Origin of the sequence: Streptomyces sp. ISL-43, from assembly GCF_018614195.1 — a bacterium.
In the GTDB taxonomy this organism is placed as follows: Bacteria; Actinomycetota; Actinomycetes; order Streptomycetales; family Streptomycetaceae; genus Streptomyces.
This window is the reverse complement of sequence record NZ_JAGGOT010000094.1, coordinates 20130-36527: the sequence shown is the minus strand read 5'-3', so window position 1 is coordinate 36527 and position 16398 is coordinate 20130. Positions and strand designations below refer to the sequence as shown.

7 protein-coding genes are annotated in these 16398 nt (G+C 69.5%); 1 reads left to right on the top strand and 6 read right to left on the bottom strand.

Features of this window, described 5'->3' with window-relative positions:
• Positions 1–247: 247 nt before the first annotated feature.
• Complete coding sequence (locus tag J7F03_RS38035) at positions 248–1303, top strand: ISAs1 family transposase (RefSeq protein ID WP_308380131.1); 1056 nt, start codon at positions 248–250, stop codon at positions 1301–1303.
• A gap of 231 nt (positions 1304–1534) precedes the next feature.
• Here J7F03_RS38035 and J7F03_RS38030 read toward each other — a convergent pair whose 3' ends face one another.
• From J7F03_RS38030 to J7F03_RS38005, 6 genes are all read right to left on the bottom strand, one after another.
• Positions 1535–5452, bottom strand: coding sequence for an AAA domain-containing protein (locus tag J7F03_RS38030; protein ID WP_214957751.1), 3918 nt, complete (start codon positions 5450–5452; stop codon positions 1535–1537).
• 7 nt (positions 5453–5459) lie between these two features.
• Entirely contained in the window at positions 5460–5891 is a 432-nt protein-coding gene (locus tag J7F03_RS38025; RefSeq protein WP_308380130.1) for a hypothetical protein, read from the bottom strand.
• Positions 5892–6019: 128 nt separating this feature from the next.
• Entirely contained in the window at positions 6020–8209 is a 2190-nt protein-coding gene (locus J7F03_RS38020) for a DEAD/DEAH box helicase (RefSeq protein ID WP_214957750.1), read from the bottom strand.
• Entirely contained in the window at positions 8209–9543 is a 1335-nt protein-coding gene (gene brxD / locus J7F03_RS38015; RefSeq protein ID WP_214957749.1) for a BREX system ATP-binding protein BrxD, read from the bottom strand. Before brxD ends, J7F03_RS38020 begins: the two co-directional genes overlap by 1 nt.
• Before the next feature lie 25 nt (positions 9544–9568).
• Positions 9569–12469 carry a BREX-2 system phosphatase PglZ gene (pglZ, locus tag J7F03_RS38010; protein ID WP_214957748.1) on the bottom strand — a complete coding sequence of 967 codons (2901 nt, stop codon included), beginning with the start codon at positions 12467–12469 and terminating at the stop codon, positions 9569–9571.
• On the bottom strand, positions 12466–16365 hold the full coding sequence (locus J7F03_RS38005; RefSeq protein ID WP_214957746.1) for a DUF6079 family protein: 3900 nt from the start codon (positions 16363–16365) through the stop codon (positions 12466–12468). Before J7F03_RS38005 ends, pglZ begins: the two co-directional genes overlap by 4 nt.
• Positions 16366–16398 lie beyond the last annotated feature (33 nt).

Genomic DNA, 16398 nt, shown 5'->3' with positions numbered 1-16398 from the left:
ATGACGCCCGGTTCGTGGTGGTCCGTCAGGTCAGCGACGGGGCCCGGAACGTGACAGGCACGGCTTCCAAGATCATGGAGTTCTCTACGCCCCGTGATCCGAGTGGAAGACCGTGCCTGCCGACGCATCATCGCTGATCCCGCCTGCCCTTGACCAACTACGTGAGCACTCCGAGGTGGCGTCCGCGGAGGTTCCGGGCCTGCTGGAACGGTTGGCCGATGTGCCCGACCCACGTGATCCACGTGGGGTGCGCCACCGCCTGGCCGTCGTCCTCGCACTGACCGCGTGCGCGGTCCTGGCCGGAGCGACCTCGCTGCTGGCGGTCGGCGAGTGGATCGCCGATGCCCCGGGGGATGTACTGGAACAGCTCGGCGCCCGCCCCGACCCTCTTCTGCCCAGGCGGGTCCTGCCCGCCGAGACCACGGTCCGCCGACTGCTGGCCCGCCTCGACGGCGACGCGCTGGACCGGGCCGTCGGGAGCTGGCTCGCGGACCGCCGGCCGAAGGCGACAGACGACGCCGGGCTGCGCGGCCTGGCCGTGGACGGCAAGAGCCTGCGTGGCGCGGCCAGGGCGAAGGGCCGGAAAATCCACCTGCTCGCCGCGCTGGAGCACACCACATGCCTGGTACTGGCCCAGCTGGACGTCGGGGAGAAGACGAACGAAATCACCTGCTTCCAGCCGCTGCTGGACACCGTCGCCGAGCTCGCCGGCGTCGTGGTCACCAGCGACGCGATGCACACCCAGCGCGAGCACGCCGACTACCTCCTCGACCGCGGTGCCCACTACATCGTGATCGTCAAGGGCAACCAGAAGAAGCTGCGCAGGCAGCTCAAGTCCCTTCCCTGGAGGGACATCCCGCTTCAGGGCCGCGCCTCGGGCGTCGGCCACGGCCGCTCGGAGATCCGCCGGATCAAGGTCGCCACCGTGAACAAACTCCTCTTCCCCGGAGCCCGCCAGGCCGTCCAGATCAAGCGCCGCCGCACCGACCGCAAGACCGGCAAAACCACCGTCAAGACCGTCTACGCGGTCACCAGCCTGACCGCCGGGCAGGCCACCCCGGCCCAGCTCGCCCGACTCGTCCGCGACCACTGGCAGGTCGAGGCCCTGCACCACGTCCGCGACACCACCTTCGCCGAGGACGCCTCACAACTACGGACCGGCAACGCGCCCCGCGCGATGGCCACCTGGCGCAACCTCGCCATCGGAGCCCTCCGGACAGCCGGAGTGAAGAACATCGCGGCCGGCCTCCGCCACAACGCCCGCAACCCCCGACGGCCCCTCGCACTCCTCGGCCTCAAGTGATCCCAAACCGGGCGTCAGGCGACTACGCCGAAGCCCTGATGCGGAGGCTGCCGCGCGGCGCCAGGTCGATTACCAGAACCTGCACGAGCCACGCAAGTGAGACCCGTTCCTCGCAGGTGCAGAACCTCACAATCAGTGAGACTTGCTTGAGTGTTTGATGTCCGGTTTGCCTCGTACCCTGAGGGTGCGCTGTCCCTGACCCTGTGTCCAGTCGGCCCGGCCATGGATGGCTCAGTTGACCAGCTGGTCCAACGTCTCCTCACCGGCGAGGATCCGCCATGCCGGCACCCGCACCGACCGCACCACCGGGCCCGGCTTCGCGCCGGCCCCACCGGACGGCAGGCCGGTGAGCAAGTTGCCCCGCGCGTGCGCCAACCGCAGCAGCCGCGCCGCATCCAAGCCGGGAGGGTGGCCCGGGTCGATCAGTAGCACGGTGTTCTCCCCGTCCGCAGTGAACACCAGGTCCACCGGGTGCCCGCCGACTACCGTCGCGCGCTCCAGATCGGTGATCCCGCGCGCTCCGAGGTGCTGCTGGAGGAGGTCGGTCAACTCCTCCCGGAACGCCTGGGTGCCGGTGGTCGGGGCTGTGGCCGCTTCCCGGGCACTCTGATTCTCGTACGCCCCTGGGCCAAGTAGCGCGGACCGGGCGGCGAGCAGCGCGGGCAGTCCCGCTTGCCCTTGCCAGAAGGCATGACTGCCCACGGTGATTAGCTGGGACTTGGCCCGCGTGATTGCCACGTTCCACAGGTTGACCTGGCTTGCCACCCAGTGCGTGGTTGGCTGCGGCGTGTTGGCCGTGGCCACCGGGCTCAGCACCATCACATCCCGCTGTCCGCCCTGGAAGGCGTGGACGGTCCCGACTCGAACCCGCTCGCGCGGCAGCAAACGCTCCAGGGCCTCCTTCTGCGCCCGGAACGGCGTTACGACGCCGACCCTGGCCTCCTCGGGAAGCCGTGCGAGGAGATCTTCCACGACTTCCCGCACTGCCTCAGCCTCTGCCTGGTTACGCCAGGACAGTCCACCGGGGCCTCGCGCCGATGTGCCCTCCGGTACATCCAGCCAGCCCAGCACCGGGGCCGGATCGGCCTGCCCTACCGGATCGACCGCGGGGATCTGCCTGCGCACATCGGTCAGAACCTGCAACTGGCCCGCGTAGCAGTAACCGTTGACCACGTTAGCGATCTCCGGATGGCACCGGTAGTGCTCATCGAGGAGCAGAGCTGCTTCACCGTGCTGCGCGGCCGCGTGGTACGAGGAGTTGACGTGGTACGTGAGCCGTCGGTCCTCCAGAAGCGCCGCGCTCAAACCCACTCGGACCCTGGCCTGCCTCTCCTGCTGGGGGGAGACCCCGGGGATGTGCCCCAGCTGCATCGGGTCACCGATGATCAGCGCCCTCCGGGCGCGGAAGAGAAGAGGCAGCACTGACGGAATCGAGCACTGGCTCGCCTCATCGATGACGACAAGGTCGAAGAGCTTGGGCAGGAGTTCGAGCTGGCGCACCGAGTGTGTGCTGATCGCCCACCCTTTGATGTACGGGAGCAGGTTCTGCTGGCTCTTCCGGTTGCCACGCTTGTTGCGCAGCGTCTGTAGGCGTTGGCTCATCAGCGTGCGGGCGCGGGCCAGTGCCTCGGTGGACAGTGCTCGGGACAGCTCGACCGACAGCTCAGAGAGTGCGCTGGCGCTCTCCAGACGTCCCCGCTCGAGCCCCCCCTCGTCCCAGGCCATGTGTTCCGGCACGAGTGCCCTCAGCTCCCGCTCCACGGCGAGTACGTCGGCCAGATCGGTCAGCAGCTCGGACGGAACCGGCCGCTCGGAGGCCCACAGCGGCCACGTCGGAGACGGCTGCCGATCAACCCTGTCCGCGGCCGTGACGAACGCGCTGAGTGCCCACCTCCGGCGCAAGCGCGGGAGCAACCAGCGGGCACCGGCAGCCTTCTGTGCCTGTGCCTGCCACCGGGCAGGCTCCGCATCACCACGGCCGGCCCAGGCGGCCTCCAGCAGCCGCACCGGCATACCCAGCGCCGCAGCACGTTCCTCCCGGTCCCGTAGCAGCTCCAGCAACCGCGCCTCCTCGCCGACCAGGCGGGCAGCTTCACGCCGCAGGACATCTGCCCGGGCACGGGTGTTGCGCAGCTCCCCGGCCACAGTGGCCGAACTCCGTCGGGCGTGCTGCGGAGGTTCAGTCAGCAGCCGCTCCAGCTTCTTCGCCTCCGCCAGGAGGGCCTCGGAGTTGCCCGTGCGCATCAGCAGCCCCGGCGCGATGGCGTCGCAGCGCTCGGCCACGACGTTCACCGCCTCGTTGTTGGTGGACGCGACCAGGACGGACTGACCCGCCGCCACCGCGGTGGCGACCACGGCCGTGACGACCTCGCTCTTCCCCGTGCCCGGTGGGCCGGTGGCGACGGTGAGCGGTCGTGTCATCGCGGAGGCGATCACCTGCTCCTGGCTTTCATTGCAGGGGCCCGGGGCGACCACCGCGGGGGAGGCAGCGGCCTGCTCTGTGTCCTGCATGCTCGTGTCCAGCAGCGCGGCAAGCGCCGTCCCGGGGATCTGGCCGGTCCGCGCGGAGATCTGGAGCAGGTTGTCGACCAGCCCTTCCGTGGAGACACGGTCCATCCCCGAGGGGGTCAGCAGCACGGCTGCGTTGTGCGCTCCGGGCCGTAGCGTCTGGTTCACCGACTGCTCGCTTAGCGCGGACAGCTCCAGGGGCTCCAGCTCTGGCAGTCCCAACTCGCCCAGCAGTTCTCGTACGGCCCGCAGCATCTGCGCGCTGTTGCCCTCCTGCCAGGTCGGCTGCCAGCGGGCCAGGAGGTCGGCAGCGTCGTCGTCGGCCAGGAGTTCCGTAATCACCCCGGTGTGCAGGGCGGGCACGCCGCTTGGGCGGAGCGTGTCGCGGCCGTTCTCGTCTGGCGCGAGTTCCATGGGCTGGATCAGGAGGGGCGCGATCCGCATCGGGCTCCGCCGCTGCCCGCTCCCATGACCGGCGACCGGCAGGGTGATCGCGGGGTAGCCGTACCAGTATTCCTGCAAGGCGTCTGCGCTGTCGGGCGGGGCACCCGGGCCGGCTGCCGTCTGCTTCTTTGGCTTGGGGAGGTCCGGGGGCGCGAGAAGCGAGTCCGAGAGTCCCGATTGGATCGTCTCCGCGGTGTTGTTCCTCAGCAGGAAGTATTTGGAGCCGCGCCCGCTGTCGCGGTCGGGCATCATTCCGGCTGCCGCCGTCGCACCGAGGCAGTTCACGTAGTAGTGGAGCAGCCGCTCCCAGTCCACCCCGTCGCGGGCGTCCAGTGCGGCCAGCCCGCGAGCCTTGACTAGCGCGGGGGAGCGTTGCGCGGCCGCGGTGGCGGCGGCCCGGTCCCCGGGGAGGGCAGGGAGGTTCACCTGGCGGGCCACCGAACGGGCAAACGGCAGACTACGGGTGGCCCTGATCGTGGACTTGGTGGGCCGCTGCTCCTCCGGTACGCCATTGCGCGCCATCTGTGAGGTCAGGTAGTCGAAGAGGTCGTCCGGAGTGATCCAGCCGCCCTCCTTGATCCGCCCGGTGCGCAGCCCCTCGACGATCTCACCTGTGAACCGTGACGTACCGAGGGTGGAGCCGGCGGGGGCCATCGCAGAGGCGGCCTGGAGGGCGTCGGAGGCGGTGATGAAGTACACGCCTGTGGGACGTAGAAGTGTGCTGGGTGCCGGGCGCTCCTCGGTGTCCTGGCCGCCCTTGGCCGTCCAGCCCTGTACGACGCTGCCGCTGGAGCAGCAGTCCAGCAGCACGATCTTGGAGGAGGCGCGGCAGGACTGGAGCGTCCGCTCAAGGAATGCTGCCGACACCGCGGTGCCCGGCAGATCGGCCGGATTGGTGTCCCGGGTGAGGAAGTACAGCTGGTTGTCGGACTCGCAGAACTCGCCGTGCCCACTGAAATACAGCAGAGCAGTCTCGCTGGCCTGACGGTCCTCCAGGAAGGACTCGATGGCGTGCAGCATCTCGGCGCGGGTCGGCTCGGAGACCATCGCGCAGTCGTTGTACATGCCGATCTCGGTGCTCTCCAGCACCGCCTGCATGTAGTGCAGGTCCGCAAGGACGGGCGGGAGATCGTGGTACGCGCTGCTGTCGTAGGTGGACACACCGATGAGCAAGGCGTACCGGTCGTTGTCACTCATTGCGTGCTCAGCCCGCCGCGGGGCTGGTGCCGTCACCGGCGCCGTCGGCAGGGTCTTGCCGTCCTTCGTTCCCGTCTGCGAGGAACCGCTCGATCCGCTCGTCGTCCTCGCGGGCCTGCCGGCCAGTGATCGTGAGAGTGGCTCCGTCGGGCCGGCTGACGATCACAGTCCGTTGCGGCACCCGCGCCAGCCATACCTGCAACGCCGCGCCGACGAGGGCCCCACCGTTGAACAGCAGGCCGATCAGGTCGGTGATGTCACCACCTTTGAGGGATTCGTCAGAGGGGGCTCGGGACTGCGGGACGTCAAGGGCGGCGCCAGGGGAGGTCGCGGAGATCTGTTCCAGTAGTTCACGGGCTTCGCGTCGGGCCCGTAGAGGATCCTCGTCTACGACGGAGATCAGGTACGCGGCGGTCCGGTCTTCGCGAATGGTGCTCACACATTCCCCCTGAGTACATCCGTGCATGGGACACGGGGCCACGAGGCTAGTCCGCGGGGCGGCCATCAACCGCCGCATTTTCTGGAAACGCACTGGTCATTGGCGTGAAATGGGCGCTGCGTCACCCGTCAGGAGGAGGGCGCGGCGAGGAATCGTACTGGCTCCCTCAGACTCGCCAATGCTCCGTCGAAGTCTGCGAGCCGGGCCGCAACCGTCGCCATCGCGAGGCGCTTCGGCAGCGCTGCGGAGAACTTCAACCCGTGCACAGCGCGGGGATCGACGTCAGGAAGCACCAACGCCGCGCCGTCAGACGTGCTTTCGCGGGCAGCGCGCCACATATCGGGTGTCAGGTCCTCCCGCAGTCGTACGTAGCAGTCCGTCGGACGTTGGATGGGATCGCTGATCGACGGCAACGTTGCCGCGAGGGTGGCATTCGCGCGGTAGCCGGCCCAGGTCCACCAGCGCACGTCGGTGCCCACTCGAGTCACCAGCGTTCCGTCGGGCTGCACCAGCTGCGAGGCGTCTTCCTCACGCCATTCGGCCAGACACACTTCGGCTCGCCGGGTGAGCGAGACCAAGGGGTCGGCTCCGAGGAGGACCTCGCGCATGGCGCGCGTCAGGGCATATGAGAGTCCGGCGAGCGAACCGCTGGTCCACTTGGCGATGCCACCGCCATCGGCCGGTTCGACGAATACGCGCTTGCGGCCCCAGTCGATGAACGTCACTTGCCAGCTTCGGCCGCCGAGCAGCAGCCGGCGGGGCCCAGGGCGTTCCTCGGTCAGTACGGAAGGATCGGTCTGACCGATCTCGTAGCGCCCCGACAGAACGGTGAACTGCGGGGGCGCGGTGAAGGAGGCGGTCAGTTCGATGAAGTGGCGTCGGCCGAAGCGCCGCTCCGCCTCCGGGCCGATAAACAGCAGCCCGCCGTCCTCCTCCAGGAAGCCTTCACTCACCAGGTGGCGCAGGATCGGTGCCGCCGAGCGGTCGAAGGGTGCGAGGCCGTTCCACTGCTCAGGCCACAACCGATCACCCAGCTTGTGCTGCTGAAGAGTGGCGGCCAGCAGCTGCTGTGCCACGAGATGGCGAGGTTCCGGCGGCGCGGTCACCGGTTCGACCCAGCCCTTCCCCCAGAGCAGCAGCAGTGCGGCTGCCTGAAGCAAGGAGTCCTTCCGGGTCGTGAGGAACAGGCAGCTGCGTGTGCTGCCAGGCCGCCGTCCGGTGCGTCCGATGCGCTGGAGGAACGAAGCCACGGTGCGGGGCGAGTCGATCTGGATGACCCGGTCCAAGTCGCCCACGTCGATGCCGAGTTCCAGCGTGGACGTGGAGACGATGACGCAGTCGCGTGCCTCCGCGAACGCCTGTTCCGATCTGGCTCTCTCATCGGCCGACAGCGAGGCGTGGGAGAGGAACACCGTCACCTCGCGTGCGCGCAATGCTGCGCCCAGCTCCTCCACTTGTCGCCGGGAATCGCAGAAAACCAGCCGCTTCTCGCCCCGGTGCAAGGCGGCGATGAGCTTGGCGGCGTTGTCGACCGAACCGACGTAGTCGAGCTCCACCTCGCCTGCAGGGCGGGCGCCGGCCGAGGACGGGCCCAGTACCGAGGCCACCCCCGGTGCCCCGGTGAGGTCGGGTGCCACAACGCGTGCCGGGCGCTTGCCCGAGCCGCCCCCCTGGAGCCAGGTGAGGAGCTGCTCGGGATTGCCGACGGTCGCCGACAGCCCGATCCGCTGGATGGGACGCCCTGCGACCCGTTCGAGGCGCTCCAGAACAGCCAGCAGATGCCAGCCGCGATCGTCGCCCGCGAAGGCGTGCACCTCGTCCACGACGACCGCCCGTACCATGCCCAGGAGCTGGGCATGGTCGGTCTTCGTGCCGATGAGCATGGCCTCCAGCGACTCGGGGGTGGTCAGCAGGATGTCCGGAGGCTCCGTGCGGATCCGTCGCCGCTGCGACTCCTTGGTGTCCCCGTGCCACAGCTCCGCGCTGCGCCCCAGCCACTGGGCGTACGAGTCGATGCGGGTCACCAGGTTGTTGAGCAGGGCCTTCAGGGGACACAGGTAAAGCACCGAGGTGCCGGACCAGCCCTGTTCGGACATGGCCGAAAGGATGGGCAGGCAGGCAGCCTCGGTCTTTCCGCCGGCCGTGGGGGCGAGCAGGACCACGTCCTCGCCGTCCATCACCGGATCGATCGCCGCGCGTTGCAGTGGCCGCAGATCGGGCCACCCGAGGGTGTTCACCACGTGGTGGAGCACGACAGGATCGAGCCGGTCCAGAAGGTCGTGACTGGCGCCGTCGTTCGTGTCTCCCGAGTCGGCCACTACACGTCCAGTTCGATGTCATCGGCTGATACCGCGGCGGCCAGGTTCCGTTCCACATCGGTGAGTTCGTTGTCCGCCACCGTCAGACGGTAGTGCTGCCGGGGGTCGAAGTCCTCGAACTGGTCAATCCGGTCGAGGACATCGCCGACGAGCTTCTTCAGGAACAGCCGCGGCGCCACGCCGACCTTCCCGCCGAGCGCTCCACCGACGGCCCGGGCGAGGTCGGCGACGTAGGCATCATCCGCGAGCGCCTTGATCCGCTCGGGTGCCGCGGCCCCCGCCGCATACAGGTCGCGGATGGTCACCCCGAGGCTCACCAGGGACTCAGCGGTGAAGCCGGGCAGTCGTACCTGCACCGCGCGAGGGTTGTCGAACCGAGGATCGGTGGTGAAGTCGGTGGCAAGGCGCTGGGCAAGGGGTGCCAGCCGCTGTACACCCTGCTGGCCGTCGTAGAACGCGGGCGTGCCAGTGATCACCAGATACAGGCCGGGGAAGCGCCCCGAATGGACCTCGTCGATGAGCTGTCGCAGCGCGTTGAGTGCCTTGTCGCGGGCATCCGACCGTACGCGCTGGAGGGTCTCCACCTCGTCCAGGACGACGAACAGTCCCCGGTGCCCCGAATCGCGCAGCACGGTCAGGAGTCCCTGCAGGAAGCCGAAGGCCCCGAAGTGGTCGAGGTCGCCGCGCACCCCGGCGGAGCGCCGGGCGGCCGCGGCCACATGGGGCTGTCCGCCGAGCCAGGCCAGGACGGCGGACGCCGTCGCCTCGTCGCCTTCGGCGAGCGCGGAGCGGTAGCCGCGCAGAGCCGTCGCGAAGGACGGGGCATGTCGGGACACCTCGCCGAGCCGTGCGCTCAGCAGCGTCTCCACCTCGGCAGCAAGATCGTCCTCGCTCGCACCGGCTGCGAGGGCGTCCTCCTCAAGGGCATAGAACCAGGCATCCACGATGGGCCTGAGGGCACTAGGAGGGAAGCTCGGCGTGGCCAGCCGCTCGGTGAGGCGCCGGTAGACCGTCTCCAGCTTGTGCAGGGGCGTCTCGGTCTCCGAGATCTGGATCTCGGCCACGGCGAACCCCAGCCGCTTGGCCCGCTCGCCCAGCCACCGGGTGAAGAACGTCTTGCCCGACCCGTACTCACCCCGTACCGCTTTGAACACCGAGGCCCCTGAGGCCACCGCGTCCAGCTCGGCGCTGAGTGCTGCTTCGAACCGGTCCAGGCCGGTGGCCAGCAGATCGAGACCGCTTTCGGGGACGGCGCCGCGCCGCAGAGCATCGATGACAGTGCGCCTGCGGGCGGCGGAGACGGGGGAGGCCGGATTCGGGCTGGTTGTGCTCACCCGTTCAGTCTCCCATCCGTCGCGATCAGCCGAGTCCGAACTGTTCCTTCAGCAGCCCTGTGCGCAGGCGCAGGGTCCTGCCGTCCTGGAGTGTCTCCAGGACCTGCACTCCGTCGTAGTTGAGGAGCTGGCGCAGGACAGCGGCGAATCCATCGGCTCGGGTGGCCGGGTGGCCGACGCGCTGTGCTACGGCGGTCACCGGGAGGGTTCCCCCTGCGTCGAGCAGAGCACGGATCGCCTTGGCGATCTTTTCCTCGCGCTGCGGGCGGGCCAGGAGGGAGACCTGGTCCTTGTACGCCTGGGTGGCAAAGAGGGCGGAGATCAGGGCTTCGTCCGGATAAACCGGGGCTGGGACGACCAGGGTCTCTGACTCTTCGCCCGCCGGTACCTGCGCGACGTCGAACAGGGAGTCGTGTGTCTCGGCCAGCTTGGCCAGCTCGGCCTGCGCCTTTGTAGGCGCCTGCCGGGCAGCCTTCTTGGGCGCCGGAGCTGCCTCGGTCTGCGTGGGGTTGGAAGACGCGGGCTGCCCCTCTGGCGACCACCAGAGCGGCTGCTGGTTGCCCAGTTCCCGCCACGGGGCGGGCGGAGTTGCTCCGAAGGGGAGGAACGCCAGAACCGGGATGGTGAACTCGGCGAGCGCCGCACCTCCGTGGTAGCCCGCCTTGAGCGCGGTGTAGCGGGAGTCCGCGTCCCACAGGGCGACGATCGATCCCCCGGGATCGGGCCACACCACGCGGGGACCGGAGAGTGCGACCTCGGCCTCGGCCAGGGTCCCGCCGGGGGCGCGGTGGCGGGCAGACTCCGGGGAACCGGCATCCACCTTGACTCCGTGCCGGTCCACGACGTGGCCGTGATCGCTGGTCAGGATCACCGCCATGCCCTGGGCCGCGGCAACCCGCAGGAGATCGCGCAATCCGCTTATCTCGTTGACGCGCCAGGCCCCGTCGCCGAGCTTCTGGTCCTTGGCGAGCCTGTCGTCGATGGTGTTCAGGACGACAGCGACATGAGTCCGCTCGTCGTGGAGCGCCTCAGTGAGCGCCGGGCTGAACGTGGCGCCGGCGGTCTCGGTCCGCAGGTCGTCCTTGTGGAAGACGGCGGCGGGCGCGTCCCAGAACGCATGGGTGGGGAACAGCCGCTTCTCGTGGGCCTGCGATCCCGTCATGAGTTTGCCGGCGAACAAGGAGGTACGGGAGACCGTGGTCAGGGTGGGCAGAGCGGCCGCCATCGCACGGCGGCGCGGCAGACCCTCCTTCACCGGGTCGAACTCGGCCCAGGAAGCGTGGAGTTCCTCGCCGAGTTCGGCGGCGATGGCAGCGCTCATCCCGTCGAGGACGAGCAGTAGCACGCGCCGACCGCCCCCGTCGCGCACGACCGGTTTCACCACCCGGTCGAGGAACGTTTCCACGGTGAGCATCGATCTGGGAGGAGTGCCCGCGGCCGTCCAGCTCGCGAGCATCTGCGCGAAGGCGCGGTCGATCGCACGACGCCGCGCGCGTACCCGAGCCCCGAGCGTGTCGTACGCGGACTTCAGCACCGGGTCGGGGTCTCCACCCGCCTCGATGTGCTCCAGTGCCCGGTCCACCCAGCCCGTTTCGGTGATGTGGCGCTCTATGGCGCCGGCCACGGCGTCCGACTCGACTACGGGGTCGCCGGCCAGCCACTGGGCGAGCCGCTGTCCCATGCGGGCCCGCTCGATACGGATGCGTGCTTCCGGGCCGTCGGCCCGCTCGTGTGCGCTCAGGGCGCTGACCGCGGCCTCGATCGTGTGGGGATCGGCAGCAGCCAGGGCACGTCCAGCCGCGGCGAACCTGGCTTCGAGCCCGGCTGCCAGCACCGGGCTGGCTTCGGCGGCCGACTCGGCACCGAACTGGCGCACCAGCGTGGATGCCCGGTCCAGGATGGTGTCGCTGAGCCGCCGGGCCTCGCGGGCTTCATCGGCGCCGCTGCCCGTGCCGATGCGTTTCGCAGCAGTCAGCAGCGAGATGACGTACTTTTCCGAGGCCCGCCCGAAGACGGAGACCAGGGCGTCGCGGTCATCGACGGTCGAGTTCGGCTGGTCCCCGAACCAGTGCTCGGCACGGCCCCGTGCCTTGTAAGCGGCCGCGCTCGGTTCGCTGTGCAGCGACAGCGCCGCACACACGAGGCCGAATGCGACCGCGTCGCCGCCGTGCTCGGCGTTGACCAGGGCGAGGAGGGCTCGTCCGGCGAGACCCGCCTGGTCTTCCTCGCTGAGGAACGCGGCCAGCTCGTCCCGTTCGCGACCGCGCAGTTCCAGGAACCGCTCGGGGGCTCCGGGAGTCTGGGACCACCCGAGCAGGGCGTGGGTGTCGAGGCTGTCGCCCGCGGGTACGCCGTGCGATCGGCCCGATTCGGTGTCGTACCGTCCCAGGCGCAGCCGACGCAGCGCTAGGGAGGACAGGGCCGTGCGGCGCGACAGGATGCCGCCCGCGAGTGCCGGCCAGCCGCCCGGTGGGGTGGCGTCCAGCAGCGCTTCCGCGGCCCAGTTGACGTCCTTGAGCCGGGGGTCGATCTGTTCGGCCCCGAAAGCCTCGCGGACCACATCCCAGCTGTCGACGGCCTCGATGCGCTTCTTGTGGGCGCGGGCCAGGATGGCCGGGTCGAGTTCGTTCTGCTCGCGATCGGTCAGGACGACGAGGACGCAGGGTCCCGTTGCCGCGTCCGCGAGGTGATCGAGGAGCAGCTCGTGGACCGCGAGCGGAGAGGGCGCGGCCGCGATGCGGGCGATGCGTCCGTCGTCCCACTCGGGTTCGCCGGGCCCGTCCCATTGCGGCGCGGAGCGCAGCAGGACGGCCCGGCGCTTGCCGCCGCCGGTGAGGGAGGCGGCGAGTGAGGACTGGGACGACAGGTACTGGGTGATGGTCGCGAGGTTCAGGCGTACGGCGACCGTGGAGACGGGGGCGCTCATGACTCGACGACCTGCCAGGTGATTTCGATGGTGGCACCGGGCTCCTGTGCGGCCAGTTCGGCCAGTTCTGCTTGCAGCTCGGCTACGGCGCGGGCCGCAGTGGTGCGGCCTCCACCGGAGCGCCGCACTCGGCCGGCACCAGGGGTGGGTGCCGTGGACCCGGTCTCGGGAACCGGCGGGTGGCTGGTGGCGGTGTTCAGCGGAACGGCCCCCGCGGTCTGCGCGGCGGGAGTCGGCGCAGGCGGGGACGGCGGTGTGACCGTCGCTGCCCGGTTGCGCTTCACCAGCGCCAGCACCTCGCGCTGCGTGCGGTCCAGGGCGTCCCGGAGGTCCCCGGTCCGCTGATCGCCACGTGCCACATTGCGCAGCGAGTCGAGCAGGGCCTGCCCCTCCGGCCCCTCGGCTGCGGCCAGTTCAAGGGTGGTCCAGGAGGCTGAGGTCAGCGCCTGCGCCACTGCGCGTGCCTGCTTGACCGAGGTCCCGTAGCGGTCGGCGCTGACCGGACCGAGATCGAAGGCGGCGAGTGCTTCCACCGTCTTCTTCGCGCCGGCCGCGCCCTGGCCGGCCGCCTGGGTGAGTACCTTCAGCAAGTCGACGGCCCTCCGGGCGAGGGCAAGGCGGCCTGAGTCGTCCGTCTCGTCCAGCTGGAGGAATCCGGTGTGCTTCTCCAGCTCGCCCACGAGGTCGGCGGCCGGATCCTGGTAGGAGCGCGCCTGCTCGGTGATCTGGCGGGCGAAATGGTTGACCATACGTCCGCGCCGCAACGTCGGGGCCTTCGCTCCGAAGACCGTCTCGAAGCGCTGCCGAGCCGCCTCCCAGTCCTCCTCGGAGGGCAGCGGCTGGCTGCGCAGCGCGTCGTGGTCCTTGATCTGCGACAGCTCGGGAGCAGGGTCGAGCGGCATGCCGCCGCGTACCCACACCCGGTCGTCCATTTCCGCGAACGACGCCACGACGAGCTTGGCGAGGAAGTCGGGCAGGCCGCGCGGTCCGGGCTTGTCGGTCCAGTCGGTGAGTGCGATCAAGGACAGGTCGCCCGTCACTCCCTGGTTCTGGGCGAGCTGACGGAAGTGGTCGGCCCAGAACAGCGACAGCTCGAAGTACGCCTCCTTCTGCTGTCCGAGGCGCAGCGGCCCGGCCAGCCGCTGCATCAGCTTCCGGTCGCCGGCCGGGACTTCGGTGCGCCGGTCGCGGGCCTCGGCCGCCGCCCGGACGTGGGCGAACGCCTTGCGCGCGTCGGCTGCCTTGACCGTGATCCCGGTGTCGTCGGGGTCGAGGTTCGGATGGTCCGGGTACTGGGAGGCGAGCAGCTTGCCCGCGATGTGCCTGATGCCGTCCCGCAGGGACTGCCCGAAGGAAAGGGTGAGCCCGTCGACCTCGCGCAGCGATTCCAGGTGGTCGTCGAAGCCGAGCTCTACGTCAGCGGGCTTCTTGGCGGCGAGACCGTACGCCTGCTTGAAAGCGGCCTTGACGTTCTTGAGTAGGGTCTCCCGCTGGGTTTCCAAGAGGCCCTTGGCGCGGGCGCGGTTGTCGGCGTTGAGGTGGCCCGCGTACTGGCTGTCGAAGCGCTGTTCGTCGGCGAGCGCCTTGTCGATCACGACGAGCCGGCGGAAGTCCAGGTACCGCTGGGAGGAGAGGTGGGTGGGTAGCCAGGCGAGGGTCCGCGACCGCTCGGCCTGCTGCTTCTCGCGCAGCCGCCGGATCCGGTTGGCGTCCTCGACGGGCCCGTACTCCCCGTCGTCGAACGGCAGGTCGAGGGCGATCCGCCAGCGGCCTTCCTCGCGGGGCATCAGGTCGTGGTCGGGCAGCTCGTCCTCGTCCGCAACATTCCCGAAGATCACCTCGACACTGCGGTCCGTGCCGCGCCACACGAAGTTCAACTCGTCGATCAGCTGGCCCTGCTCGACACCCAGTTCTTCGGCGAGGAGCCGCTTGGCGAGTGCCTGCCGGTTGCCCGGGTTGTCGTTGACGTTGGCATTGGCGATGACGGAGTCGACGTCGACGCCGGAGAGTTCGAGGCGGACGCCGGGGTTCGCGTCGGTGCCGGTCTCCTTGATCTCCGGGAAGCGGCCGGCCCACTCGGCGACCTTGTTCTTCAGGATGCCGTACTCGCGGCCGGGGATCGGGGCGACGACCGAGCCGTAGTTGAGCGCGGAGAGCCGGCGGATGGTCAGGTCGGCGAGGGCGGGCACGCTGGGGGCGAGCGCGGACAGCAGCAGGGTGCCGATGATCCGGTTGTCGCCGACGAAGGTCTTCACCCGGCCGCGGACAGCCTGGTCGGTCATGCTGTCCGGGTGGTGCTTGTACTGCTCGATGTCCTCCTCCGACACGTTGTACGTGGCGAGCAGGTACGGGCGCAGCTTGGTCCGGTACAGCTTGTCGGCGGCCTCGAAGACGACCTTCAGACTGTCGGTGAACGGCTTGTCGCCGCCCGCCGTGATCAGCGGGTACAGATCCCCGACCGGGATCAGGTCGCCCAGGCGCAGCTCGTCGCGGTGGTCGGCGAGCAGCTGGCCCATCAGCTTCATGCCGGTCCGGTTGCGCTGCAGCGCGGAGGACACGTGGACCAGGGTGTCCATGAAGGCCGGCGAGAACGGATAGGTGAGCCGGAAGCTCGCCTCGTCGGCGCCGACGCCGTCGGCACCGCGGTCGGAGCCGAGGAGGGTGTCCCACACCTCCTGGCGGACCTTGCGCGTCTTCTCGAACTCGGCGTTGACGAGGACGGTCGCCTCCGCGTCCTTCGGCTTGAGGAGGCGGGCGTGCGCGACCTGCGGGAGGTTGCGGTCTTCGAGTGTGATCTTGTCGAAGCGGCCGGACGCCTGGTTCAGGGTGTCCTGGATGGAGGACTCGGCCGCTCCGGACAGCTCCTCGCCGACCAGTTCCCGCAGGTCACGCTGGCGGGCGATGAACGACACGATGGGGATGGCCCGGCGTGCGTCGGCGCCCTCCACGAAGTTTGTGATCTTGCCGGCCTCGCGGCCCACGAACTTCTGGTCGTGGATGAGGGTGGCGAGCCACAGGATCAGCTCGTCGAGGAAGAGGATCAGGCCGTCGTAGCCGATCGACTTGGCGTGCGCGGCGATCACGGACAGGCCGGCGTCGAGCGAGATGAACCCGTGCTCGTCCTCGATCGCGTTCTTCGCGAAGCCCGGCAGCAGATTCGTGCTCGCGTCCTGGACCAGGCGCGCGCGGAGCTCGGCCGGGGTGGAGGGGCTGACGAGGTTGAGGGCCTGGCCGGCCTCATGCACTTCCTCGGCGGCGATGGCGGTGTCGAGGAGCTCAGGGGTCCAGGCGAAGGACTCGCCCCACTCGTCGTCGTCATCGCCGGAGGCGTCGGTGGACGCGAGGCCGCCGATGACGGCGGTGTCGCCCATGCGGGCCCGCATGGACCGGATGTCCTCGAAGAGTGCATCGGTCCGGTACACCTGCGGCGTCGGTGCCTCGGGGTGCAGCTTCTTGACGTGGGTGACGTACCCACCGAGGACACGCTGCTCCAGTGCCTTGGCGCCGAGCATGTGGTACGGCACGAGCAGGAACCTCTTCCCGTCCGTGCCGAGCCATTCGTGCTTGGTCAGCACGGGGTCGAAGGAGTCGCGGCTACGGGCGGCCGGGCTGCCGCTGAGCAGCGCGTGCAGTACGGCCATGAAGTGCGACTTACCGGAACCGAACGACCCGTGCAGATAGGCCGCCTTCGACGTGTGTCCGTCGAGCGCGGACCTGATCAGGCCGAGGGCCTCGTCGAAGTTCTCCAGCAGCCGCTCGGTGACCACGTAGTCCCGGAGCGCGTGCTCGGCCCCCTCCGGGGTCGTCGCCTCTGAGAGCTGGAGGACGAAGTCCGAGGTGGAGATGGACTCCTTGATGTCGATGACATCGCGGAGCAGGGGCGGCTGCTGGGCCATAGGTGGTCTCGTCTCCTGTTACCTGGGATGGGT

Coding starts and splice junctions, on each gene's coding strand:
- pglZ (WP_214957748.1), bottom strand. CDS start 12,469: ATGAGCGCCCCCGTCTCCACGGTCGCCGTACGCCTGAACCTCGCGACC.
- J7F03_RS38005 (WP_214957746.1), bottom strand. CDS start 16,365: ATGGCCCAGCAGCCGCCCCTGCTCCGCGATGTCATCGACATCAAGGAG.
- J7F03_RS38030 (WP_214957751.1), bottom strand. CDS start 5,452: ATGAGTGACAACGACCGGTACGCCTTGCTCATCGGTGTGTCCACCTAC.